Source organism: Saccharothrix sp. S26 (genome assembly GCF_021390395.1).
Lineage (GTDB): Bacteria > Actinomycetota > Actinomycetes > Mycobacteriales > Pseudonocardiaceae > Actinosynnema.
Map to the genome: position 1 here is coordinate 1 of NZ_JAJUWT010000003.1, position 23,585 is coordinate 23,585.

Consider the following 23,585-nt stretch of genomic DNA (forward strand, 5'->3'; position numbering starts at 1 on the left):
CCCCCGGACCCCGAGCCCCCGGACCCCGCGCCCGCCGAGCCCCGTCCGCCCGCGTGCTCCCGCCCCGCGCCTCCCGCCGACCACCGACATGACCCTGCCCAACCGCGCCCCCCGAACCGTGCCCCCGTGCCCCCGACCACGCCCCACCGGCCGCGCACCCCAACTACGCTCACCCCGTGATCACGTTGACCGCCCGCCTGTCCCCGTCCGCCCTGGACACCCGTCGCGGCGTGGTGCGCCTGCACCCCGAGGTGCTGGACGCGCTGGGGCTGCGCGCGTGGGACGCCGTGCGCCTGACCGGTGCCCGGGTGAGCGCCGCCCTCGCCGCCGCCACCGCCGGCGACGGCCCTCCCGGCGTGGTCTTCGTGGACGACGTCACGCTGTCGAACCTCGGCGTGGTCGAGGGCGCGGAGGTCGTGGTCGCCCCCGTGGACGTCGCCGCCGCACGCACGGTCGTCGTGGCCGGGTCGCGGCTGGCCAGCACGTCACTCACCCCCGAGACGCTGCGCATGGCGCTCACCGGCAAGGTGCTGACCGTCGGCGACGCGGTCTCGCTGCTCCCGCAGGACCTCGCCCCGCCGCCCGGTACGGACGTGAGCGCCACGCGGCGCAAGCTGTCCAACGCCATCGGCATGACGTGGACCAACGAACTGCTCACCATCACCTCCACCGACCCCGCCGACCGCCCCGTGGCCGTGCAGCCCTCGACGGTCGTCGGCTGGCGTGACGGCGCGCGCACCGGTGACGCGCCGGCGGAGGTGGCGGCGAGCGCCACGGCGCCCAGCACGCCCGCCGGCACGGTCACCGCAACCGAGCCGGAGGTCGTGGTGCCCCCGGTGCCGGTGGCGGACCTAGTCGGGCAACAGGAGGCCGCGAAGCGGCTGGCCGAGTGGTTCGACCTGACGTTCAGCCACCCCGAGCTGCTGGCACGCCTCGGTGCCGCGCCGCGGCTGGCGGCCCTGGTGAGCGGACCCGAGGGTGTCGGCAAGTCGACGTTCGTGCGTGCCGTCGCCCACAGCGCCGACGCCGCCGTGGTCGAGGTCGCCGCGCCCAGCATCGCGGTGCTGGAAGCCAACGCCGCGGCCCAGCGGGTGGCCGACGCCCTCGCGCGGGCCCAGCGGCAGTCCCCGGCCGTGTTGGTGCTGACCGACGTCGAAGCGCTCCTGCCCGCGGCCTCCGCGCCGCCGGTGGCGACCGTCGTGCTGGACGCGCTGCGCGGACGCCCCGACGGGGTCGCGTTGGTCGTCACCAGCGCGCACCCGGAGGCCGTCGACCCCCGGCTGAGGGTCCCCGAACTGGTGGACCGCGAGATCGTGCTGCCGCTGCCCGACGGCAAGGCCCGCACCGAGCTGCTGCGCGTCCTGCTGCGAGACGTGCCCGTGGAGTCCGATGTGGACCTCGGTGCCATCGCGGACCGCACGCCCGGCTTCGTCGCGGCGGACCTGGTGGCGTTGCGGCGCGAGGCGGCGCTGCGGGCGGCGTTGCGGCAACGGGACGTGGACGAACCGCGCGTCGCGCAGGCGGACCTGGTGGGAGCGCTGGAGATCGTCCGCCCGATCTCCATGTCCACTTCGGACACCCTGCGGACCGGCGGGCTCACGTTGGACGACGTCGGCGACATGACCGAGGTCAAGCAAGCCCTCACCGAAGCCGCGCTGTGGCCGTTGCAGTACCCGGACTCCTTCGCCCGACTGGGCGTCGCACCACCGCGTGGCCTCCTGCTCTACGGGCCGCCGGGGTGCGGCAAGACGTTCCTCGTGCGTGCGCTCGCGGGCAGCGGACGGCTGAACGTGCTGTCGGTCAAGGGCGCGGAGCTGATGGACAAGTTCGTCGGCGAGTCCGAACGCGCGGTGCGCGAGCTGTTCCGCCGCGCGGCCGAGGCCGCTCCCGCGATGGTGTTCCTGGACGAGGTGGACGCACTGGCGCCCCGGCGCGGCCAGTCGTCCGACTCCGGCGTGTCCGACCGGGTGGTCGCGGCGCTGCTCACCGAGCTGGACGGCGTCGAACCGTTGCGGGACGTCATCGTGCTCGGCGCGACGAACCGGCCCGAGCTGGTCGACCCCGCGCTGCTCCGACCTGGTCGGCTGGAGCGGCTGGTGTACGTGCCGCCGCCGGACGCCGACGCGCGCGCCGAGATCCTGCGGGCCTCGTCGCGGAACACGCCGCTGGCCCCCGACGTCGACCTGCGCGCGTTGGCCGAGGAGCTGGACGGCTACTCGGCGGCGGACTGCGCGGCGTTGATCCGCGAGGCCGCGCTGACCGCCATGCGCGAGTCGCTGGCCGCGGCGGAGGTGACGGGCGCCCACCTCGCGTCGGCGCGTGAGGCGGTCCGACCGTCGCTGGACCCGGCCCAGCTCGAAGCCCTCGCCGCCTACGCCAGGTCGCGCGAGCGGTGAGGGCTACGAAACCTTGCCGGACGGGCCCTTGTAGTCGTTGGTGACGATCACGATGATCCCCGGGTGGGCGCTCTGGATGCCGTCGAACCGGGGCTCCACCCGGGCGTTGAGGATCCGGGCCAGCTCGCGCGCCGACGGTTCCTCGTCCGTGCCGGGGCGGAAGTAGACCGTGGTGGTCCAGATCGTGCCCTGCGAGTAGTTGCCCTTCTCGGCGACCTCCCACCCGGCGCTGACGACGTCGTTCGCCGCGCGGGCGGCCAGGCCCTGGGTGGTGCTGTTGTTGTAGACGCGCACCGGCACCTTGGGCGTCGTGGTCACCGGCGGGGGCGGCGGTTGCGCCGTCGTGCCACCGGCCTGCGCCGACGCCTCGGGCCCGGTCGTGGTGGGTCCGGCCGTGGTGGTGGGCGGTGACGTCGAGGCGGACGGGGACGACGGTGTGGTCGGCTCGGCCGTCGAGGTCTGCGAGCTGTCCGACGTGCCCGCGGTGGTGGTCGACGGCGGGGTCGGCTGCGCGGCGGGCGGGTTGTCGTCCGCGCCGCCGGTGAACAGGCTCACCAGGCCGATCACCAGGGCGATGACGGCGACGCCGAGCAGGCCGTAGCCCGCGGCGCGGGCCGGGTGCGCGGGGCCCGTCGGCTGTTCCGGGTTCGTCATCGGCGCTCGACGCCTAGCCGCTTCGCCGCGCGGGCGCGTTGCCTGCCGGAGCGGGACCTGCGCAGTCTCTTGATCAACATCGGGTCGGCGGCCAACGCCTCTTCCTTCTCGATCAACGCGTTGAGCAGCTGGTAGTAGCGCGTCGCGGACATGTCGAACAGCTCCCGGACGGCCTGTTCCTTCGCACCCGCGTACTTCCACCACTGGCGTTCGAAGGCCAGGATCTCGCGCTCCCGGTCGTTCAAACCGTCGTCCGGCCCCTCCGCCGGCGCCAGTGCCTCTGCGGCGTCCATCTGGCTCCTCAGCCGTGTCCCGTGCGTGGGTGCCATTACATCACGTGATCTTGGTGTGGGTCGGCTCATCGGTCGGCGCGTCCCCTTCGACGCGCCGTTAGGCTGCACGCCATGGCAGTTCACCCGATCCGGATCGCCGGAGATCCCGTGCTCCACCACCCGACCCGCCCGGTCGAGGTGTTCGACGAGGCGCTGCGCACGTTGATCGACGACATGTACGAGACGATGGCGGCGGCGAACGGCGTCGGCCTCGCGGCCAACCAGATCGGGATCGACCTGCGGTTGTTCGTCTACGACTGCCCGGACGACGAGGGCGTGCGACACCGGGGCGTCGTGGTGAACCCGACCCTGGAGACCTCCGAGGTCCCGCTGGGGATGCCGGACCCGGACGACGACTTCGAGGGCTGCCTGTCGGCCCCGGGCGAGTCCTACCCGACGGGTCGGGCGACGTGGGCGAAGGTGACCGGCTTCGACGGCGACGGCAAGCCGATCGAGGTCGAGGGCACGGGGTTCTTCGCGCGGTGCCTCCAGCACGAGACCGACCACCTCGACGGCGTGATCTACCTGGACCGGTTGGTGGGACGGCACAAGCGGGCCGCGAAGAAGATGCTCAAGGCCAACGGCTGGGGCGTGCCGGGCCTGTCCTGGGATCCGGCGACCTCGGAAGACCCGTTCGCCGACGACGAGGACGACTAACGCGCGACGCCGGCGCGTTTGCGCCGGGCCCGAACGCCGGGCCCGAACGCCGGGCCCGCGACGCCAGGCCGAGGCGGCTGCGGGCAGGGCCGCAAACGGTTCCACCGCACCGCGGCGCACCCCGCGGGACACCGCTCGGGGGCGTCGGCAAGCTGCGCGGGCGGCATCGGCGTGCTGCGGGCAGAGCGCTGCGGCGGACGGCTGCGTCCGGCGGCGGCTGCGTCCGGCGGCGGCTGCGGGGGCGGACGGCTGCGGCTGGCGCTCGCGACCGGCGGTGGGCCCGGGCGGCGGCAGGCGCGGACGGCGGCGGACGGCTGTGCCGGCTGGCGGCGGCGGACGGCTGGGACCGGCGGTCGGCGGGTGCGGACGGCTGGGATCGGCTGGCGACGGTCGGCGGGTGCGCTCGCGGTCCGTGCGGCTCGGCGGGGTGGTGGCGACCGTGGCCGCCACCGTGATCCCCGAGCGTGCGACCTCGGCGGTGACCCCCGGGCCCGGTGACTCCGAACGCGCGGCCCTCGGTCGTACCCCGGGGCCGTGAGGCGGCCGGCTGCGGCCGGCGCGAGGGGAGGGTTGGTCGGGCGGTCCTCGTTGTTTCAACCGACGTTCGAGACGCCGGATAACGGTGTTTCCGTTCACAGTCGGAGTGAAGATCACCCGATCGTGAACGGAGTCACCGCCTGAAACAGCAGCTCAAGCCCAGTCTACCGACCTACGGCCGATCATGCCGGCGCAAGCCGATCTGCCGCCAACCCCGGCGCTTGCCCGGCCGCGCCTGGCCGTTCGTCTCCGCCGCCACCTGCGTCGGGTCGACGGTCCGCCGCGGCCGCCGGACGGCACGCATCGCCGCGCCCGCCACCCGACCGCCCAACGGCTGCCGCAACCCCAACCGCCGCGCCGCCACGCCGTGCGCCCGCTTGATCGCCCGCCGATCGGCCGCCGGCACCGACCACGCCTCCGGGTGCTTGGCCAACCACCGGTACCGGCGCACGGAGTACGGCAGGTGCGCGAGGTACGCCAGCATTGCCGCGATCAACGCCACCAGCGGGAACGTGATCACCGCGGCGGCCAGCAGGGCCACCAGCACGAGCAGCGGCGCGACGTAGCTCGGCGGCACCTTGATCGTCTTCACCGACAGGGTCGGGATCCGGCTCACCAGCAGCAGGGCGATCCCGACGGTCCACACGGCCACCACCGGCGAGCTGGACCACCACCCGGACCGGTTCAGCTGCTCGTCCAGGATCAACGGCAGCAGCAACAGCAACCCGCCCGCCGGAGCCGGCACGCCGACGAAGAACTCCTTCGCGAACGGCGGCTGCTCGACCTCCAGCAACGTGTTGAACCGCGCCAACCGCAGCACCATGCACACCGCGAAGATCAACGCGACGACCCAGCCCTCGCGACCCGGGTCGAACCGCCACACGTAGATCACCAGCGCGGGCGCGACGCCGAACGAGATCGCGTCGGCCAGCGAGTCCAGCTCCGCGCCCATCTTGCTGGTCGCGTCGAGCAGCCGGGCGATCCGCCCGTCCAACCCGTCGAACACGGCCGCCGCCGCGATCGAGGCGATCGCCGCCCCGTACATCCCGATGATCGCGAAGTGCACGGCCGACAGCCCCGCGCACATCGCCAGGACCGTGATGGCGTTCGGCAGCAGCCTGATCCCCGGCCCGCTGGGAGCCATCGGCTCAGCCCTCCGACGGGGACGACGGCAGCTCGGCCAGCACGGTCTCGCCGCCGATCGTGCGCTGCCCGGCCTCCACCAGCACCCGGCTGCCGGTCGGCACGTACAGGTCGACCCGCGAGCCGAACCGGATCAGGCCGTAGGTCTGCCCGACCGCCACCTTGTCGCCCTCGGCGACGTGGCACACGATCCGCCGCGCCACCAGGCCCGCGATCTGCACGACCACCACGTCGTGCCCGGACGGCGTGGTCAGCCACACCGTGTTGCGCTCGTTGTCCTCGCTGGCCTTGTCCAGGTCGGCGGACAGGAACTTGCCCGGCCGGTACGACACCTGGCGCACCAGGCCCGGCACCGGCACGCGCTGCACGTGCACGTCGAACACCGACAGGAACACGCTGATCCGCGTCATCGGCGCGGAGCCGAGGCCCAGCTCGGCGGGCGGCACGGCTTCGACCACGTGCGACACGGTGCCGTCGGCCGGCGCGACCGCGACGTCGGGACGGGTCGGCGTGGTGCGCTGGGGTTCGCGGAAGAACCACGCCACCCACGCGGTCAGCAGGCCGCCGACGACACCGGCGCGCTTGGAGTACCTGCGCAGCAGCAACGTGAGGACGGCAGCGCCCGCCACGAAGGGGCGGCCCGCGGGGTGCATCGGGGGGACGATCCCCTTGGCGAGCTCGAGGAAGTGGGAGACGGCACCACTGTGCTTGTCGCGATCGACGGTCATGGCTCTTCCGTGTCAGGGCAGTGCTTCCGGCCCGCCACACGCTACGCGGCTCCGCCGGCCCGCGTCCGGCCCGCCCGTGCGTCCCCCGACGAACGCACGGACCGGCCGGAGCTCCGATCATCCCCAGTGTAAGCCGGGTCACACCCGTGATCAACGTCGGACGGTCAACCCGGGGTCACTCTCCGTGCAGCAGCCGGACGGCGACCTCCGCGCCCGCCGCCAGCTCCGTGACGTCCTCCGGCACCTCGATCAGGCAGTTGCTCAGCGCCAACGCCGACAACAGGTGCGACCCCGGCCCGCCGACCGGCGTCACCACCCGGCCCGACTCCGGGTCATACGCGCCGCGCCGGAACTGCGTGCGCCCCGCCGGCGACGTGATCGGCGAGCTCAACCGGGCCACCGCCGTCGGCCGCTCCACCCGCGAGAACCCCATCGCCGCCCGCAACGCCGGCCGGATGAACACCTCGAACGACACCTGCGCGCTCACCGGGTTGCCGGGCAGCGTCGCCACCGCCACCCCCTGGTAGCGCCCCGCGCCCTGCGGCCCGCCCGGCTGCATCGCGACCTTCGTGAACTCCACGCCACGCCCCGTGAACGCGTCCTTCACCACCTCGTACGCCCCCGCGCTCACCCCACCGGAGGTCAGCAGCAGGTCCACCGACGCCAACCGGGGCGCGATCGCCGCGTGGAACCGCTCGACGTCGTCCGGCACGAACCGCAGCAGCTCCGCCTCACCGCCCGCCTCGCGCACCGCCGCGGCCAGCATCACGCCGTTCGACTCGTAGATCTGACCCGGCCCCAGCGGCACACCCGGCCCCACCAGCTCCGACCCCGTCGACAGCACCAGCACCCGCGGCCTGCGCCGCACCGGCAACGACCCGAAACCCAACGCCGCCGCCAACCCCAGCTGCGCCGCACCCAGCACCACGCCCGCGCGCAGCACCGTCGTGCCCACGGCCACGTCGTCCGCCATCCGCCGCACGTTCTGGCCCACCACCACCGACCGGTCGACCCCCACCGCGGACGTGCCGCCGTCGGTCCACTCCACCTGCACCACGGCGTCCGCACCGGCCGGCACCGGCGCGCCCGTCATGATCCGGTGCGCCGTGCCCGGCTCCAGCGGCGCGGACGCCGCACGACCCGCCGGGATGTCCTCCACCACCGGCAACCGCACCGGCGGCGACGCCACGTCGGCCGCGCGCACCGCGTAACCGTCCATCGCCGAGTTGTCGAACGGCGGCAGCGGCACGCCCGCCACCACGTCGTCCGCCAGCACCAGCCCCGGGCAGTCGGCCACCGGCAGCTCCACCACCGGCATCAGCCCGACCAGCCCGGCGACGCGGGCCTTGTGATCAGCGACTCGGGTCAGCGTGTTCGACACGCGCCCCATCCTGCCGCGCCCGTGGCAGACTGCCCCAACCGGCTGATCACGACAGGGGGAAAGTTGCAGGTCCGGACCCGCCACACCCCCACCTTCGGGGTGGCACGACTCGTCCTGGCACCCGGTGAACCGGTGGTGGTCGAGCGCTCCAGCGTGCTCGCGACCAGCTACGGCGTCGCCGTCGACAGCCGCGCCAAGTCGCCCGGCGTCACCGCCGCCCTGTGCACCGCGGGGCCGGAAGGCGGCTGGGTGGACGTCGCCCCGCCCCTGCCCGGCGACCTGCACGTGCTCGAGCTCGACGCCACCACCGGCTGGTGCGTCGCCCGCGACAGCTGGCTCGCCTGCGCCGCCACCGCCCACCTCGACCCGTCCGCGCCGCCCGTGCGCGCCCTGCACGGCGGCGACCACGGCTTCCTCGCCTACGCGTTCGGCGTCGGCTCCGTCGTGCTCAGCTGCTACGGCACGCTCGACGTGGTCACCCTCGAACCCGGCGAGCTGGTCACCGTCGCGAGCAGCCACGTGGTGGCGTTCGCCGACACCGTGCAGTGCCGCCTGCGCGCCGTTTCCCCCGACGCGCCCCAATCGGTGCGGAATGGCGAAGGGCTGGTCCTGGACTTCGCCGGACCCGGCCTCGTGCTCACCCGCACCCGCAGCCCGCGCGGACTCGTCAGTTGGTTGCGCGACAACGGATTCAGCGTCCGCTCATGACTCCATAAGGAGGTATCGGGGAACCCCCTCGTACCTCTAGCGTGGCGGTTTGCTCAAGGTATTTCTCGAAGGAGGACGTCTTGGCTGTCGGCACGGTCAAGTGGTTCAACTCGGAGAAGGGCTACGGATTCATCGCGGCCGACGGCGGGCCGGATGTGTTCGTGCACTACTCGGCGATCCAGATGGAAGGCTTCCGGACGCTGGCCGAGGGCGACCGCGTGGAGTTCGAGATCCAGGCGGGGCGCGACGGCCGCAGCCAGGCATCGGACGTGCGGAAGGCGCAGTGACCTCCGCCCGACCCGCCCCGCGGCGGGTCGGGCCGCCTCCCCCCGCTCCTGGTCCGTTTGGCGGGAACCCCGTGTAAGGCCCTGTACGCGGACGTTAGGCTCCGTCGCGTGTCGGAGGACCTGAGCGGGCGACGGCTGGGCCACTACCGGATCGACGGGGTGCTCGGCCGCGGTGGCATGAGCGTGACCTACAAGGCCACGGACGTCAGGCTCGGTCGCAAGGTCGCCCTGAAGGTGATCGGCGAGCACCTCACCGCGGACGCCGAGTTCCGCGAGCGGTTCGTCGACGAGGCCCGCAACACCTCGGCGATCGACCACGCCAACATCGTGCCGCTCTACGACTTCGACGAGGTCGACGGGCTGCTCTACATCGCCATGCGGCTGGTCGACGGCCAGGACCTCGCCAGCCACATCAAGGACGGCCCCCTCTCGCCCGCCCGCACGCTCGCGCTGCTCGGCCAGGTCGCCGAGGCGCTCGACATGCTGCACGGCAAGGGCCTGGTCCACCTCGACGTGAAACCGGCCAACGTGCTGGTCACCACCAAGGAAGCCGCGGGTGAGCACGTCTACCTGGCCGACTTCGGCCTCACCCGGCGCGGCGCGACCGGCCACCGCACCCGCACCGGCGACTTCCTCGGCTCACCCACCTACGCCGCGCCCGAGCACCTGCGCGGCGAACCGCTCGACGGCCGCACCGACCAGTACGCGCTCGCGTGCATGGTGTTCGCGTGCCTGACCGGGCGGCCGCCGTTCCAGGGCAGCGTGCAGGACGTCATCCAGGGACACCTCGGCGCGGAGATCCCGTCGTTGACCTCGATGGTGTCGCTGCCACCCGCCATCGACGACGTGCTGCGCAAGGGCACCGCCAAGGACCCCAACCAGCGGTACGGCTCGTGCGTCGAGCTGATCGCCGCGGCGCGGGCCGCGCTGTCGGGCGCGGTGCAGGGCTCGCCGCCGCCGCGCCGCACCGATTCCGGCGCGGTGCCGATGGGGCCGCAGACCGGTGGCGTGCCCGTGCCGCAGCAACAGCCGCAGCCGGGCCAGTACCGGCCGCCCTACCAGCAGCAACCGCAGCAGCCGGGTTTCCTGCAGGATCCCGTGCGGCTGCGCCCGCCCGCCCAGGTCGGCGCGAGCGCGTTCACCAACACCGGCAAGACGCGGCCTGCGTGGTTCGCGCCCGTCGTCGCCGGCGCGGTGGCGATCGTGCTCATCGTCATCCTCGTGGTGATCCTCACGCCGAAGGATGAACCTCCGCGCCAGGGCGGCAGCGGCGGCACGAGCCAGTCCATCGAGGTCGGGGGCACGACCAGCGGCAAACCGCTGCCCACCAGCGTGCCCGTCCGGACGTCCCGCTGACCTGCTCTTCTTGCACTCTCCTGCGTCGAGTGCTAAACACGGTGTTGGCACTCGGAACACCTGAGTGCCAACACGCAGGCTGGGACGGTGAGGCCCGTCCCCTCCAGGGGGCTGGTCGTCCGTCGCGGGCACCGAGCCTGGCCGAAGCACCGTGTTCCGCTGCGGGCGCGCGCCCGTAGTGGCCCCATTCGTAATCAGGCGGAGGAACACACCGCAATGGCCAAGATGATCGCGTTCGACGAGGATGCCCGCCGCGGTCTCGAGCGTGGCATGAACATTCTCGCCGACGCCGTCAAGGTGACGCTCGGCCCCAAGGGTCGCAACGTCGTGCTCGAGAAGAAGTGGGGCGCGCCGACCATCACCAACGACGGCGTCTCCATCGCCAAGGAGATCGAGCTCGAGGACCCGTGGGAGAAGATCGGGGCCGAGCTCGTCAAGGAAGTGGCGAAGAAGACGGACGACGTCGCGGGTGACGGCACCACGACTGCCACCGTGCTCGCCCAGGCTCTGGTCCGCGAGGGCCTGCGCAACGTGGCCGCGGGCGCCAACCCGCTCGGCCTCAAGCGCGGCATCGAGAAGGCCGTCGAGGCCGTGACCGAGCAGCTGCTCAAGACCGCCAAGGAGGTCGAGACCAAGGAGCAGATCGCCGCCACGGCGTCCATCTCCGCGGGCGACTCGACCATCGGCGAGCTCATCGCCGAGGCCATGGACAAGGTCGGCAAGGAAGGCGTCATCACCGTCGAGGAGAGCAACGCTCTCGGGCTCGAGCTCGAGCTCACCGAGGGCATGCGCTTCGACAAGGGCTACATCTCCGGTTACTTCGTGACCGACCCCGAGCGCCAGGAAGCGGTCCTCGAGGACCCGTACATCCTGCTCTACGGCTCGAAGATCTCGTCGGTGAAGGACCTGCTCCCGCTGCTGGAGAAGGTCATGCAGGGCGGCAAGCCGCTGCTGATCATCTCCGAGGACGTCGAGGGCGAGGCCCTGGCCACGCTGGTCGTCAACAAGATCCGCGGCACGTTCAAGTCCGTCGCCGTCAAGGCGCCCGGCTTCGGCGACCGCCGCAAGGCGATCCTGCAGGACATCGCGATCCTCACCGGCGGCCAGGTCATCACCGAGGACGTCGGCCTCAAGCTGGAGAACGCCGACCTGTCGCTGCTGGGCAAGGCGCGCAAGGTCGTCGTGACCAAGGACGAGACCACGGTCGTCGAGGGTGCGGGTGACCCCGAGCAGATCCAGGGTCGCGTCAACCAGATCCGCGCCGAGATCGAGAAGTCGGACTCCGACTACGACCGCGAGAAGCTGCAGGAGCGCCTGGCGAAGCTCGCCGGCGGTGTCGCGGTGATCAAGGCCGGCGCCGCCACCGAGGTGGAGCTCAAGGAGCGCAAGCACCGCATCGAGGACGCCGTGCGCAACGCGAAGGCCGCCGTCGAGGAGGGCATCGTCGCCGGTGGTGGCGTCGCGCTGCTCCAGGCCGCCGAGATCGCGTTCGCGGGCCTGAACCTCGAGGGTGACGAGGCGACCGGTGCGAACATCGTCAAGGTCGCCGTCGAGGCGCCGTTGAAGCAGATCGCCGTCAACGCCGGCCTCGAGGGCGGCGTCGTGGTGGAGAAGGTCAAGGGCCTGCCCGTTGGCCACGGCCTCAACGCCGCGACCGGCGTCTACGAGGACCTGCTGGCGGCCGGCGTGCCGGACCCGACCAAGGTCACCCGCTCGGCGCTGCAGAACGCCGCGTCGATCGCCGCCCTGTTCCTGACCACGGAGGCCGTGGTCGCGGACAAGCCGGAGAAGGCCTCCAACGCCCCGGCCGTCCCGGACGCCGGCGGCATGGACTTCTGATCGACCCCCGGTCTCACTGACCGAGGCCCGATCGGCCGAAGTTCACGAAGGGCCCGGTTCGCCCCTGGCGAACCGGGCCCTTCGCCGTCCCGACCTGCGGTGAAATGGCCCAACCGAACACGATCGGGTGAGATCCGCGCCAAAGTGTACGGAAACACCGTTACCGCCCCTCGGTTAAAACGAGACAGCCCCCCTCAACCACCACCACCCGCCCGACCCACCCGACCCGCCACCACCCACCCGCCCGACCCGCCACCACCACCCGCTCGCCACGACTCGTCCCTCGCCACCCACTCACCACACCCGCCACCCACTCACCACACCCGCCACCCACTCACCACACCCGCCTGCTTACCCCCACCCGACCACTCGCACCCGCGAGCCACCGCCCGCTGCCGACCCACCACCACCACCACCCGCCATCACCGCACCCACCACCGACCCGCCTGCCTCGGACACCACCCAGACACCCGCCCACAGCGACCACCCACCGACGACCCGGCCACCGACGACGCGGCCACTGACGACGCGGCCACCGACGACCCGGCCACCGATCCAGCCACCGACGACCCAGCCATCCCGGATGCCGACCGCGGGTCGGCAGGGGATCCAGGGGTGATCGGTGCCGCGACGACCGGTCGCCGTGCGCCGAGCCGCGTCGTGGACCGCGTGACACCGCTCGCCGGGCATCCGGCTGGACTTGAGGACTGGAGTTGACCACGTGCTCATCGCGCACCTGAGCGACCCGCACCTGCGGACCGATGCGTTGGCTGCCGAGCCGGCCGCGTTGCTGCGCCTGGCGTTGGGTCGGGTGTTGGCGTTGGACCCGCGGCCCGATTGCGTGGTGATCACCGGTGATCTCGCGGAGTACGGGCATGTGGACGCCTACGCGCAGTTGCGGGAGGTGGTTGGGCGGTTTCCGTTGCCGGTGCACTTGACGACCGGGAACCACGACGACCCCGAGGCGATGTTGGAGGTGTTCGCGGGGACGTCGTTCGTCGGCGGTGGTCGGTCGGCGCATTATGCGGTGGATCATCCGGGGTTCACGGTGGTCGCGTTGGACTCGTGGCGGGCCGATGGGCCGGCTGGGCTGGTCGGCGAGGAGCAGCTGTCGTGGCTCGACGACGTGCTCGGGCAGCGGCCGGAGGTGCCGGCGTTCGTGTGCCTGCACCACCCGCCCGTCGCGGTCGGCATTCCGTTGCTCGACGGCATGCGGCTGGAGGACGGGCCGGCGTTGGGGGAGGTGCTCGGGCGCCACGGCAACGTCGCCCGCGTCCTGGCCGGCCACGTGCACCGGGCGATCAGCGTGCCGTTCGCGGGAACGGTGGTGACCGTGGCGCCCAGCACGTATCGGCAGACGTCGTTGACGCTTCGCGCCGACCAGCAGACCGGGTACCTGGCCGAGCCGACCGGCTTTTTGCTGCACGTCGCGACCGAGTCCGGATTCGCCACGCACACGGTTGCGGTGAGTGCGGCGGGTGGGTTGATCGGTGCCTTCTGACGTGGAGGAATTCATTCGAAGGTGATTGGTGGACGTTGCGGAAAGTTCACGCCCCAAAACACACGAATGGGCGACGCAAAGGCTCGGCGGCGGTCGCTTCGGCGAGGGCGTGGGACACCGGTTTGCCGTCCGCCAGGAGTTTGTGGAACGTCCCCATGGTCGCCGCGGCGGCACGGTCGCCGACCTCGTTGACGGCGGCCACGACGGTGCGCGAGCCGCTGGCCAGCAGAGCGCCGGCGAACCCCAGCGCCTCGTCGCCCGGCCGGATGTGACTCAGCGCCAACGAGCACGCCGCCAAGATCACTTGTTCGGGTGCGGTCGGTAGGCGGGCGGCTTCGTGGGCGAACAGGGGGCCGTCGACCAGCTCCAGGCGCGAGAACAGGGCGTTGTCGGCGACGTGCTCGCCGTGCGCCGCGATGTGCGCCAACCGGGCCCCGTTCAACGACGCCAGCACGTCACTCACCGCTTCCGCCATCACTGAATCGGGGTACGTCGCACGGAGGTCGCTCACCTCGCCGACCGCCTCCGGCAGGTCCGGGCCCGCCACCAGCAGCACCCGCCGCGCCGACGTCTTCGCCGTGATCGCGTTCAGCCACGCGGTCGCCGAAGGAGCTACCACGATCGGGCGACCGTGCAAGGACGGCAGGGCGTTCCACGGCACCGCGTACAAGTCACCGGTCGGCACGACGACCAGCTCACGCGGCCCGATCAGCCCGGCCAACGGCCCGATCAACGCCTCGTCCAACCGCTCCGCCCGCCGCGCCGCCGACGCCGTCACGGCCGCCGCGAGCACCGGCGACAGGTGATCGGGCCCGAGCGCGTCGACATCGGCGTGCAGCTCCCGCGCCGACTCGAACACCCGCGCCGCGCCGCCCAGCCGCACCAGCGTCGCCTCACCGGCCACCAGCACGACCGCCGACAGCACGCCACCGTGCGTCACGAAGCTCACCATCGCGCGATCACCCAACACGGGCGCTACGTCGGCCACGGCGCACACCGGCCGCGGCCGGCCCCAGACGCTCGTGTGCCACCCGAGCCGAGCCACCTCGCGCTGCAACTCGTCCAGCCGTTCCTCCAGCTCAGCCACCGGCCGGCCGTCCAACCGCGCCTGCTGCACCGCCCGCGACAACGACCGCGACTGCGCCACCCGCCGCGCCAGCACCGGGTCGTCGATCGCCGGCAACGGCTCGTACCGGTACACCTGCGCCCGCGTCCGCTCCAGCCAGTCGAACGCGACCTCGGCGTCGGCCTCGTGGTCCAGCACCAGCCCGACGGCCAGTTCGCCCAGCTCACGGCCGTGCACGGCGGTGCCGCACAGCAGGTCCAGACCACCCATCCGATCGCGGACGCGGCCCAGCTCGGTCAGGCCCTCCTCCGCTTCGCGCAACGCCGCCCCCGGCTCGCCACCGGCCACGGCCAGCTCGGCACGGCACAGCCGCAGCAGCATCCGGTGGTCGATCGGCGTGATGGGGCCCGGCGGCGGGACCTGGTCGAGCAGCGCGCGGGCGGTCGCGAGGTCGCCGCGCCGGATCGCCATCCGCACCGCGAGCAACCTGGCCACGGCCGCCTCATCGGTCAGCCCGACCGCCTGCAACCGCTCCGCCAGGCGGGTCGCCCGAGCCGGGCTGAGCCGCGCCGGACCCAGCCGCGCCGAGGCACGCGCCGAAGTGGTCGCTGACGCCACCGAACGCCCCTGAGCAGGCAAGAACGCCTCGACGGCCGCCGAGGTGGTGGAGGCCGCGGTGAGGGCGACGGTGTCCGGGGTGGGCGGGGGAGGGGCGGGAGCGGCGGACGGAGCGCTGGTGGCGGAGGGGTCGGGAGCGGAGGGGCTGGAGGTGGAGGGGGCGGGCGCGGAGGGGGTGGGAGCGGCGGGGTCGGAGGTGGGCGCGGAGGAGGTGCGGGCGGCGGGGTCTTCGGCGGTTGGGGATGGGGTGGTGGCGGCGAGCGCGGTTGTGGAGGGGCTGGTGGCGGGTGTGGTGGTGGCGGGCGCGGAGGCCGTTGCAGTGGTGGTGGCGAATTCGGCGCGCAGGCGCATCAGGGCGGCCAGTTCGGCCCACGAGCGGCTGCCGCGGCGGCGGAAGCGGCGTTGGGCTTGGTTGGACAGGTGGTGGGCGGTGGTCGGGTCGCCTTGCAGGAGGGCGGCGGCGGCGCGGGCCAGTTCGGCTTCCGCCAGGTCCTGGCCGACGCGGCGGCGGCGCAGCACGACCAGGGCCTCGTCCAGGTGCTTGGCCGCCTCGTCCGCCAGGCCCGCGGCCAGCATCACGCGGGCCCGGTCGATCCTCGTCCGCGGCACCAGGTCCGGCGCGAGCAGGCGGAACACGCGTTCGGCCTGCTCGTGGTAGGACAGCGACCGGGGGATGTCACCGGTCAGGTGGGCGATGTCGCCGAGGTTGCCCAGCGCCTTCGCCTTGAGCAGCGGCAGGTCCGCGGCCTCGGCCAGCTCGATCGCGCGGTGCATGTCCCGCTCCGCCGCCTCCGGCAGGCCGAACGCGATGGTGGTCAGCCCCCGGTTCATCAACGCCGTCGCCAGCGTGGCCGCGCCGACCGCGCCGGACGCCCACCCGGCCTCCAACTGGCGCACCGACTCGTCGTACAGGGCGATGGCCTCGGCGGTGCGGCCCGCCCGGTGCAGGATCAGGGCCTCCTGGTCCTTCACGATGGCGCGCAGGCCGACCGCGTCCGGTCCCTCGGGCAGGCCGGCGATCAGCTCCGCCGCCGTCCGCAGGCGCGCCAGGCCGTCCTCGACCGAGTCCGTCTCGGCCTCGCCGTAGGACAGGGTGATCAGGATCCGGATGCGGACCGTGGTCGCTTCGACGCCGGGCGAAATCACCGGCAGTGCACGCAAGGCGCGCCGCAGCAGCGTCACCGCATCGGCCGGACGGCCGCGCGACGCCGCCCGGTAAGCCTGTTTGTGCAGGTCGGTCGCCACTTCGAGGCCGTCTGAGGTGGGCTGGGAGACCGGGAGGGCGGAGCGGGGCACGGACACGTCCTTAATGCCAGCACACAGAACGTGTCCGAGAAGCCGTCTTGTGGCTGCTATCTGTGCGCCGAACGGGTTACTGTCCGTGAGTGCACGATCGGTCGACTCACCGTCACAACACGATGGTCGGCGTCACGACCGTCCGCCCCGGCTCGCCCCGGGAGTTCACCAGGTGCACGACGATCTGCGTGGTGCCCGCGGGCACGTCGGACAGCACGAACCGGCCGCCGTCGTCGGCCTTGGTGGTGCTCGACTCGTGCTCGGCGACCCTCACCTCGACGGTGTGCTCACCGGCGGGCACGAGCCAGCCGTCGATGCGGTGCCGTGCGCCGATGGACGTGAAGTTCACCATCAACGTCAGGTTGTCCACCGTGAACGTGATGGTGCCGGGGCTGCCGCCGCGCACCCCCGCGAAGGAGCCGGCGCGTTCCCACCGGGCCACCTCGACGTCCAGGTTCTCCAGCGCCACCGCGAACTGGATGCGTTCGACGAGCCCCGGCGGGGGCGCGTCCAACTCGTACACCAGGCGGTTCAGTTCAGTGAGGACAGCGGTGTCCTCTTGGCCTCTGCGGTCATCGCGCGGGTCGATGTCGTTCACCGCGATCCTCCTTCCGCGTCGAGATGTGTGCGCAACATGGTCAGGCACCGACCCCGGGTGGGGCCGATGCTGCCGCGCGGCATGGACAGTGCTTCGGCGACCGCGCGGTACTCCGCCCGGCCGGCCAGCACGGTGAGCCGCAGAAGCTCCTGGCACTTCTGCGACAAACGGCCGAAGGCCCGCCACAGCCGGTGGTCCCGGTCGGTGACCAGGGCGGCGTCCTCGGGCAGGCCGTCCTCGCTTTCCAGTTGTTCCGCCAGCTCGTCGCTCAGCGCCGCTTCACGGCGAGCCGGTGTCCAGGTCCGTTGGGCCTCGCGGCGGGTCGCGACGACGAGCCACCCGGCCAGCGCGCGCGGCTCGACCAGCCGGTCGAGGTGGCGCAGCAGCGCGAGCCAGACCGTCTGCACCACGTCCTCGGCGGTGTTGCGGTCCAGCCCGTGACCTCGGGCGACGTGCCACACCAGCGGCGTCAGGTCGGCTACCAGCACGTCCAACGCCCTGCGGTCGCCGTCGCGCGCGGCGACGACGCAAGCCGCGTGCCGGTCCGTCCCGTCGAGACCCTCCCACGGTGGGCGCTCACCGGCTGTGCGCAGTTCTCCCACGTCGTCACCTCCTTCTCGGCATCCCCCAGCCGAAGCTGATCGTCACACACGTTCGTCACCACCGGCGCGGCGGCGGTCCGCGGTGCCCCCCTCGCACCGCGGACCGCCCTCCCCCCACGGCAGGCGACCCCCGATCGACACCCCTCGAAGCCGACCGACGGCCACCTCCCTCCCCCCAGCGGCATTCAGTTGCGCGCCACCGACGTCGTGTCGGCGTCCACCGGGACGCTGTGCGTCTGGTGGTGCCCCATCGGCGTCACGGGCGGCACGTCGCTCAGTGCTTCCTTCGGGTCCAGCTCGGCGACCGGCTCCCCGTCGCCGGAGAACTGCTTCTCCAGCTCCTCGGGGTCCAGCTCGTCGACGCCAGGCGGATTGGCGCTCATTCGGCCTCCTCAGTCGGGGTTGAGGACCGGTCATCAAGTAAGGAGTGAGTAGTTCTACGCGAGATACATCGGCGCGCTTTAACAGTTCACTCCGACTTCGGCGGCCACCGCTACGGCTATGGTCTAGACCATGCTCGAGGTCATCGCACTGGACGCCACCGACGCCGAGAACGCGCAGGACGGCGGCGCGCACCGGCTGGAACTCACCGTCGACATGGCCGCGGACGGGCTGACCCCACCGGTCACCGTGCTGCGGGACGTGCTCTCCGCGACCGACCTGCCGGTCCGGGTCATGCTCCGCGACGCGCCCGGCTTCGCGCCCGGCGACCTGGACGCGCTGCGGCGCGACGCGGCGGCGCTGCGCGAGGCGGGCGCGGCGGAGTTCGTGCTCGGCTTCCTCGACGCCGACGGGCGGGTGGACGAGGCGGCGTGCGCGGCGCTGGTCGCGGAGTTGGACGGGTGCGCGTGGACGTTCCACCGCGCGCTGGACCACTCGGCGGACCCGGAGGTGGCGTGGAGCGCCGTCGGGGGACTGGGCTGCGACACAGTGCTGGCGGCCGGCAGCCCGCGCGGGGTTGCCGACGGGTTCGCGGTGCTGGAACGGTTGGCCGCGCGGCAGGGTGCGGTGCGCCTCCTGGTCGGCGGCGGGCTGAAGGCCGAGCACGTGCCGGCGCTGAAGGCCGTCGGCGTCACGGGGTTCCACGTGGGCAGCGCCGTGCGGCCAGGCGGGTGGGGCGCCCCGGTGTCCGCCGACGCGGTCCGGACCTGGGCGAATCTGGTCTAGACCGCTTGCCGATGCGGACATTAGCATCGCCGTTGCTTCCCTTGAAATAGCTGTTGCACATTGCGCAACGTTGCGAGAAGAGGTGGCGAGGATGCGGTTCGCACTGACAGCTGCCGCCGTGGGCGTCGCCGTGCTGGCCGGGTGCACCCCGGTCCAGTCCGGCCCCGTCACGAGCACCGGCACGGACGAGCAGACGGGCCACCTCCGGGTGTGGCTGTTCGACGAGGTCAACCACGGCCCGAAGGAGGCCGTGGTCCAGGAAGCGATCACCGAGTTCCAGAACGCGCACGACGGCGTCACCGTGGAGGTCCAGTACATCCAGGTGCAGACCCGCGCCGAGCGGTTCAAGGCCGCGTTCAGCGACCCCCGCAGCGCACCCGACGTCGCCGAGTTCGGCAACACCGACCTGGCGGGCTACGTCGCGGGCGGCGGGTTCACCGACCTCGACCTCGGCACGTGGGACGAGGCCAAGGACCTGCTGCCGACCGTGCTCGACACCGCCAAGGTCGACGGCAAGCTCTACGGCGTGCCGTGGTTCGTCGGCGTGCGCGCGCTCTACTACCGCACCGACGTGTTCGCGGAGCTCAACCTCCAACCGCCCGCCACGCTGGACGAGATCGCGCCGCTGGCCCGCCGCATCCGCGCGGCCAAGCCGGACCTGCTCGGCATCTCCGCCGGCGGCAAGTACACCTACGGCGCGATGCCGTTCGTGTGGGCCAACGGCGGCGACATCGCCCGCAAGGACGGCGACAAGTACGTGGCCGCCATCGACAGCCCCGAGTCGAAGGCGGGCCTGCGCCAGTACACCGAGCTGATCGCGGACGACATCTGCCCGCCCGCCCAGTGCGCGGGCAACGGCGGCGACGCCAGCGTCGAGGCGTTCCGCGCGGGCAAGGCGGCGATGGTCGTCGGCGGCGACTTCAACCGCAAGTCCGTCGACGACTCCGCCGCCGCCGGCAAGTACGCGGTCGTGCCGCTGCCGGGCAAGAAGGCGGGCGAGATCGCGCCCGCGTTCGCCGGCGGCAACCTGCTCGGCGTCATGAAGGGCAGTGAGCGCAAGACGCTGGCCACCCAGTTCGTGCAGCTGCTGGCGGGCAAGCAGTACCAGCGCAAGATGTTCGACGCCATGGGCAACCTGCCCACGTTCGGCGACGTGCAGGCCGAGGTGGCCAAGGCCAACCCCGTGCTGGAGCCGTTCATCAAGACCCTCGACGCGGGCACGCGGTTCGTGCCGGTCACGCCGAACTGGGCCAAGATCGACGCCCAGGCCGTGCTGCCGACGCTGTTGCAGCAGGTCGCCGCCGGTGGCGAAGACCTCGACAAGGCGGCGGCACAGGCGGCCGAGCAGATGAACGCCGCCTTCGGTTCATGACGACGACCGCTCGCAAGGGCGACGGGCGGGTCGCGTCCGCCTACCTCGCCCCCGCGCTGCTGGTGCTGGTCGGCCTGATGGGCTACCCGATCTACCAGCTCGTGCTGATCTCCCTGTTCGACTACGGCCAGGAGCAGGTCAGCGGTGGCGCGCCGCTGACCTTCCTGGGCCTGGGCAACTACACGACCCTGCTGTCGGACGCGCGGTTCTGGGACGTGCTCGCGCAGACCGTCGGGTTCGCGGCGGTCTGCGTGGCGGGCACCCTGCTGGTCGGCGCCGTGCTGGCGGTGCTGGCCACCAGGGTCCGCACGTGGGCGCGCACCACGTTGTTCCTGGCCGCGCTGGGCGCGTGGGCGACGCCGGCGGTGGCCGGGTCCACGATCTGGCTGTTCCTGTTCGACGCCAACTTCGGGTTCGTCAACGAGGTGCTGGGCACCACCGGGCTGTCCTGGACCTACGACAAGTGGACGGCGTTCGGGCTGGTCGCGGCCCAGGTGATCTGGTGCTCGTTCCCGTTCGTCATGGTCACCCTGTACGCGGGGATCAAGGCGATCCCGGGCGAGGTGCTGGAGGCCGCCGCGCTGGACGGCGCGAGCACGGCCGGGACGGCGACCAAGGTGATCCTGCCGCTGCTGCGGCCGCTGCTGATCGTGGTGACGATCCAGTCGATCATCTGGGACTTCAAGGTGTTCACGCAGATCTACATCATGACCAACGGCGGCGGCATCGCCGGCCGCAACCTGGTGCTCAACGTCTACGCCTACCAGCAAGCGTTCGCCGCCTCCGAGTACGGGCTCGGCGCGAGCATCGGCGTGGTGATGACGGTGTTGCTGCTGCTGGTCACCCTCGGCTACCTGCGGGCGTTGCGCCGCAGCGGGGAGGCGCTGTGAACCGGCGCGCGTCGCGGGGTTTCGCGGAAGCGGCGGCGGTCGTCGTCGCGGCCGTGGTGGCGTTCCCGCTGTACTGGATGGTGCTGACCGCGCTCAAGCCCGGCGCGGAGGTGATCTCGGCCGACCCGCGGCCGTGGACGCTCGCGCCGACGCTGGACAGCTTCGTGCGCGCGCTGACCGTGCAGAGCTTCGGCCGCTACCTGCTCAACAGCCTCGTGGTGGCGGTCGCGGTGGTGCTGCTGGGCCTGCTGCTGTCGTTCCTGGCGGCCACCGCGCTGACCCGGTTCCGCTTCCGCGGCCGCACCACGCTGCTGGTCATGCTGCTGGTGGTGCAGATGGTGCCGGTCGAGGCGTTGACCATCCCGCTGTTCTTCGTCATGCGGTCGGTGCGGGACGTGGCGCCGGTGTTCGGGCTGAACCACCTGGGCTCGCTGGTGCTCGTGCACCTGGCGTTCAGCCTGCCGTTCGCGATCTGGATGCTGCGCGGGTTCGTCGCCGCCGTGCCGGCGGAGCTGGAGGAGGCGGCGACGCTCGACGGCGCGTCCCGGTTCCGGTTCCTGTGGCAGGTGCTGTTCCCGCTGGTCGCGCCCGGTCTGGTGGCCACCAGCGTGCTGTCGTTCATCCACGCCTGGAACGACTTCCTGTTCGCCAAGACGTTCATCATCTCGGCGGCGGAGAACCAGACCCTGCCGCTGGCGTTGCAGGTGTTCGTCAAACCGGACCAGAACGACTGGGGTGCGATCATGGCAGGATCGACGTTGATGACGATTCCGGTGCTGGTGTTCTTCATCCTCGTGCAGCGGCGGCTGGTCTCCGGCCTGGCCGGGGCGGTGAAGTCGTGATCCTGCCGCGTCCGGTGTCGTTCACCCGGGGTGACGGCGAGGTGCCGTTCGACGGCACGTTCCAGGTCGAGCGCGTGGCCGGGCCCGCCGAGGGCTACCGGCTGTCGGTGTCGGCGGGCGGCGTGCGGGTCCAGGCGTCCGACGACGCGGGCGAGTTCTACGCGCGGCAGACGTTGCGGCAGCTCAGCGGCCCGCAGGCGTTCCGGGTGGTGCCGCCGGGCGTGGTGGCGCTGCCGGTGTGCGAGGTGGAGGACCACCCGCGGTTCGCGTGGCGGGGCGTGATGCTCGACGTGGCGCGGCACTTCCTGCCCAAGCACGACCTGCTGCGGTACGTGGACCTGCTGGCCGTGCACAAGCTGAACGTGCTGCACCTGCACCTGACCGACGACCAGGGCTGGCGGTTCGAGTCGCGGCGCTTCCCCCGGCTGCACGAGGTCGGCGGGTGGCGGCCCGACTCGCGGTTCGGCGACCGGCGCTCCGGCGGCATGGCCGGGCGGCCCCACGGCGGCTACTACACCCAGGACGACCTGCGGGAGGTCGTCGCGTACGCGGCGCAGCGGCAGATCACCGTGGTGCCGGAGATCGACGTGCCGGGGCACAGCCAGGCGGCGATCGCGGCGTACCCGGAGCTCGGCGCGTCCGGCGGCGGGGTGTGGACCGACTGGGGCGTCAACCCGAACGTGCTGCGCCCCGACGAGTCCGCGGTGGACTTCTACCGGCAGGTGTTCGACGAGCTGCTGGAGGTCTTCCCGTCCGAGGTGATCGGGCTGGGCGGTGACGAGGCCGAGGGCGGCGACGGCCGGTTCGTCCGCCGCATCGCCCAGCACCTGCACCAGCGCGGGCGGCGGCCGTTCGGGTGGGACGAGGTGCTCGGCGTCGGGCCGCTGCCGACCCGCACGATCGTCGCGTCGTGGCGCGGCGAGGAGCACAGCCTGACCGCGTTGGACCGCGGCCACGACGTCGTGATGTGCCCCGAAGAGCACCTGTACCTGGACTACCGGCAGTCCGACCACCCCGACGAGCCGATCCCCGTCGGCACCGTCACCACGCTGGAGGACGTCTACCGGTACGAGCCGGCGGCGGCGGACCGGGTGCTGGGCGCGCAGGCGAACCTGTGGACCGAGCACCTCGACTCGCCGCGGCGGCTCGACTACGCAGCCTTCCCCCGGCTGAGCGCGTTCGCCGAGGTCGTGTGGAGCCCCGCCGGACGTGACGAGGCGGAGTTCCTGACCCGGCTGGCCGAGCACCACCTGCCGCGCCTGGACGCGCTCGGCGTCGAGTACCGCCCCCTCGACGGCCCCCGGCCGTGGCAGGCGCTCCCGGGAGTGCCCGGCCACCCCCGCTGATCAGTCCGCCTCGGGCACGAGGATCCAGGCGGCGAGGTAGAGCACCGCGCCGGCGCCGACGCCGAACAGGGTGGCGGCGACGAGGAGGATGCGCAGCAGCGCCGCGTCCACCCCGAGCATCTCGGCCGCACCGCCGCACACACCCGCGACCATCTTGTCGGTCCGGCTGCGGCGGAGCTTCTTGACCTTGGCGGTGGCTTGGTCCAACACGTCGTTCGTCATGGCTCAAGAGTGCTCCGCCCCGGCTCGCGGGACATCGGGGACGCACC

22 protein-coding genes are annotated in these 23,585 nt (G+C 72.5%); 12 read left to right on the forward strand and 10 right to left on the reverse strand.

Annotation, left to right across the window (positions count from 1 at the left end):
* Positions 1 to 176 precede the first annotated feature (176 nt).
* Entirely contained in the window at positions 177 to 2,396 is a 2,220-nt protein-coding gene (locus tag LZG04_RS04790; RefSeq protein ID WP_233813545.1) for an AAA family ATPase, read from the forward strand.
* A gap of 3 nt (positions 2,397 to 2,399) precedes the next feature.
* Here the strand turns inward: LZG04_RS04790 and LZG04_RS04795 are convergent, their stop codons facing one another.
* A complete protein-coding gene (locus LZG04_RS04795) occupies positions 2,400 to 3,050 on the reverse strand; it encodes a LytR C-terminal domain-containing protein (protein WP_233813547.1) in 651 nt (216 codons plus the stop codon).
* Positions 3,047 to 3,343: a DUF3263 domain-containing protein gene (locus LZG04_RS04800; protein ID WP_073887775.1), complete on the reverse strand. Its 297-nt coding sequence runs from the start codon at positions 3,341 to 3,343 to the stop codon at positions 3,047 to 3,049. The genes LZG04_RS04795 and LZG04_RS04800 overlap by 4 nt, the downstream gene beginning before the upstream one ends.
* A 111-nt stretch (positions 3,344 to 3,454) precedes the next feature.
* Here LZG04_RS04800 and LZG04_RS04805 point away from each other — a divergent pair, with 111 nt between their 5' ends.
* Positions 3,455 to 4,039 (forward strand): peptide deformylase, encoded by a 585-nt coding sequence (locus LZG04_RS04805; RefSeq protein ID WP_233813549.1) that lies wholly within the window; start codon positions 3,455 to 3,457, stop codon positions 4,037 to 4,039.
* A 709-nt stretch (positions 4,040 to 4,748) separates the two neighbouring features.
* On the opposite strand, the gene pssA is transcribed toward LZG04_RS04805, so the two are convergent.
* The 3 genes from pssA to glp form a co-directional block, all read right to left on the reverse strand.
* Positions 4,749 to 5,720 (reverse strand): CDP-diacylglycerol--serine O-phosphatidyltransferase, encoded by a 972-nt coding sequence (gene pssA, locus LZG04_RS04810; protein ID WP_233813551.1) that lies wholly within the window; start codon positions 5,718 to 5,720, stop codon positions 4,749 to 4,751.
* Between the two features lie 4 nt (positions 5,721 to 5,724).
* On the reverse strand, positions 5,725 to 6,447 hold the full coding sequence (locus LZG04_RS04815) for a phosphatidylserine decarboxylase (RefSeq protein ID WP_233813553.1): 723 nt from the start codon (positions 6,445 to 6,447) through the stop codon (positions 5,725 to 5,727).
* 175 nt (positions 6,448 to 6,622) lie between these two features.
* On the reverse strand, positions 6,623 to 7,837 hold the full coding sequence (glp, locus tag LZG04_RS04820) for a gephyrin-like molybdotransferase Glp (RefSeq protein ID WP_233813555.1): 1,215 nt from the start codon (positions 7,835 to 7,837) through the stop codon (positions 6,623 to 6,625).
* 54 nt (positions 7,838 to 7,891) lie between these two features.
* Between glp and LZG04_RS04825 the strand changes: the two genes are divergently transcribed.
* The 5 genes from LZG04_RS04825 (at position 7,892) to LZG04_RS04850 (ending at position 13,519) form a co-directional block, all read left to right on the forward strand.
* Positions 7,892 to 8,536, forward strand: a complete 645-nt coding sequence (locus LZG04_RS04825; RefSeq protein WP_233813557.1) for an AIM24 family protein — start codon at positions 7,892 to 7,894, stop codon at positions 8,534 to 8,536.
* 80 nt (positions 8,537 to 8,616) lie between these two features.
* The gene (locus LZG04_RS04830; RefSeq protein WP_233813559.1) at positions 8,617 to 8,823 is read left to right on the forward strand and encodes a cold-shock protein; all 207 of its coding nucleotides are present in this window, start codon (positions 8,617 to 8,619) and stop codon (positions 8,821 to 8,823) included.
* Between the two features lie 108 nt (positions 8,824 to 8,931).
* Positions 8,932 to 10,179, forward strand: coding sequence for a serine/threonine-protein kinase (locus LZG04_RS04835; protein WP_233813561.1), 1,248 nt, complete (start codon positions 8,932 to 8,934; stop codon positions 10,177 to 10,179).
* Positions 10,180 to 10,395: 216 nt separating this feature from the next.
* Positions 10,396 to 12,018, forward strand: a complete 1,623-nt coding sequence (groL, locus tag LZG04_RS04840; protein ID WP_233814394.1) for a chaperonin GroEL — start codon at positions 10,396 to 10,398, stop codon at positions 12,016 to 12,018.
* Positions 12,019 to 12,739: 721 nt separating this feature from the next.
* Positions 12,740 to 13,519, forward strand: a complete 780-nt coding sequence (locus LZG04_RS04850; protein ID WP_233813563.1) for a phosphodiesterase — start codon at positions 12,740 to 12,742, stop codon at positions 13,517 to 13,519.
* Between the two features lie 46 nt (positions 13,520 to 13,565).
* Here the strand turns inward: LZG04_RS04850 and LZG04_RS04855 are convergent, their stop codons facing one another.
* The 4 genes from LZG04_RS04855 to LZG04_RS04870 all read right to left on the reverse strand — a co-directional run bounded on the left by LZG04_RS04855 (position 13,566) and on the right by LZG04_RS04870 (position 18,082).
* On the reverse strand, positions 13,566 to 16,499 hold the full coding sequence (locus LZG04_RS04855) for a CHAT domain-containing tetratricopeptide repeat protein (RefSeq protein WP_233813565.1): 2,934 nt from the start codon (positions 16,497 to 16,499) through the stop codon (positions 13,566 to 13,568).
* Between the two features lie 112 nt (positions 16,500 to 16,611).
* Entirely contained in the window at positions 16,612 to 17,034 is a 423-nt protein-coding gene (locus tag LZG04_RS04860) for a carboxypeptidase regulatory-like domain-containing protein (RefSeq protein WP_267935248.1), read from the reverse strand.
* A gap of 59 nt (positions 17,035 to 17,093) precedes the next feature.
* Positions 17,094 to 17,699, reverse strand: coding sequence for an RNA polymerase sigma factor (locus tag LZG04_RS04865; protein WP_233813569.1), 606 nt, complete (start codon positions 17,697 to 17,699; stop codon positions 17,094 to 17,096).
* A 185-nt stretch (positions 17,700 to 17,884) separates the two neighbouring features.
* The gene (locus LZG04_RS04870; protein ID WP_233813572.1) at positions 17,885 to 18,082 is read right to left on the reverse strand and encodes a hypothetical protein; all 198 of its coding nucleotides are present in this window, start codon (positions 18,080 to 18,082) and stop codon (positions 17,885 to 17,887) included.
* A 130-nt stretch (positions 18,083 to 18,212) separates the two neighbouring features.
* On the opposite strand from LZG04_RS04870, the gene LZG04_RS04875 reads away from it, so the two are divergent.
* From LZG04_RS04875 to LZG04_RS04895, 5 genes are all read left to right on the forward strand, one after another.
* Positions 18,213 to 18,866 (forward strand): copper homeostasis protein CutC, encoded by a 654-nt coding sequence (locus LZG04_RS04875; protein WP_233813574.1) that lies wholly within the window; start codon positions 18,213 to 18,215, stop codon positions 18,864 to 18,866.
* A 91-nt stretch (positions 18,867 to 18,957) separates the two neighbouring features.
* A complete protein-coding gene (locus LZG04_RS04880) occupies positions 18,958 to 20,238 on the forward strand; it encodes an extracellular solute-binding protein (protein ID WP_233813577.1) in 1,281 nt (426 codons plus the stop codon).
* Positions 20,235 to 21,128 (forward strand): carbohydrate ABC transporter permease, encoded by an 894-nt coding sequence (locus LZG04_RS04885; RefSeq protein WP_233813579.1) that lies wholly within the window; start codon positions 20,235 to 20,237, stop codon positions 21,126 to 21,128. Before LZG04_RS04880 ends, LZG04_RS04885 begins: the two co-directional genes overlap by 4 nt.
* On the forward strand, positions 21,125 to 21,970 hold the full coding sequence (locus LZG04_RS04890) for a carbohydrate ABC transporter permease (protein ID WP_233813581.1): 846 nt from the start codon (positions 21,125 to 21,127) through the stop codon (positions 21,968 to 21,970). Before LZG04_RS04885 ends, LZG04_RS04890 begins: the two co-directional genes overlap by 4 nt.
* Complete coding sequence (locus LZG04_RS04895) at positions 21,967 to 23,316, forward strand: beta-N-acetylhexosaminidase (protein ID WP_374202790.1); 1,350 nt, start codon at positions 21,967 to 21,969, stop codon at positions 23,314 to 23,316. The genes LZG04_RS04890 and LZG04_RS04895 overlap by 4 nt, the downstream gene beginning before the upstream one ends.
* Here the strand turns inward: LZG04_RS04895 and LZG04_RS04900 are convergent, their stop codons facing one another.
* Positions 23,317 to 23,538 (reverse strand): PspC domain-containing protein, encoded by a 222-nt coding sequence (locus tag LZG04_RS04900; RefSeq protein ID WP_233813583.1) that lies wholly within the window; start codon positions 23,536 to 23,538, stop codon positions 23,317 to 23,319.
* Positions 23,539 to 23,585 lie beyond the last annotated feature (47 nt).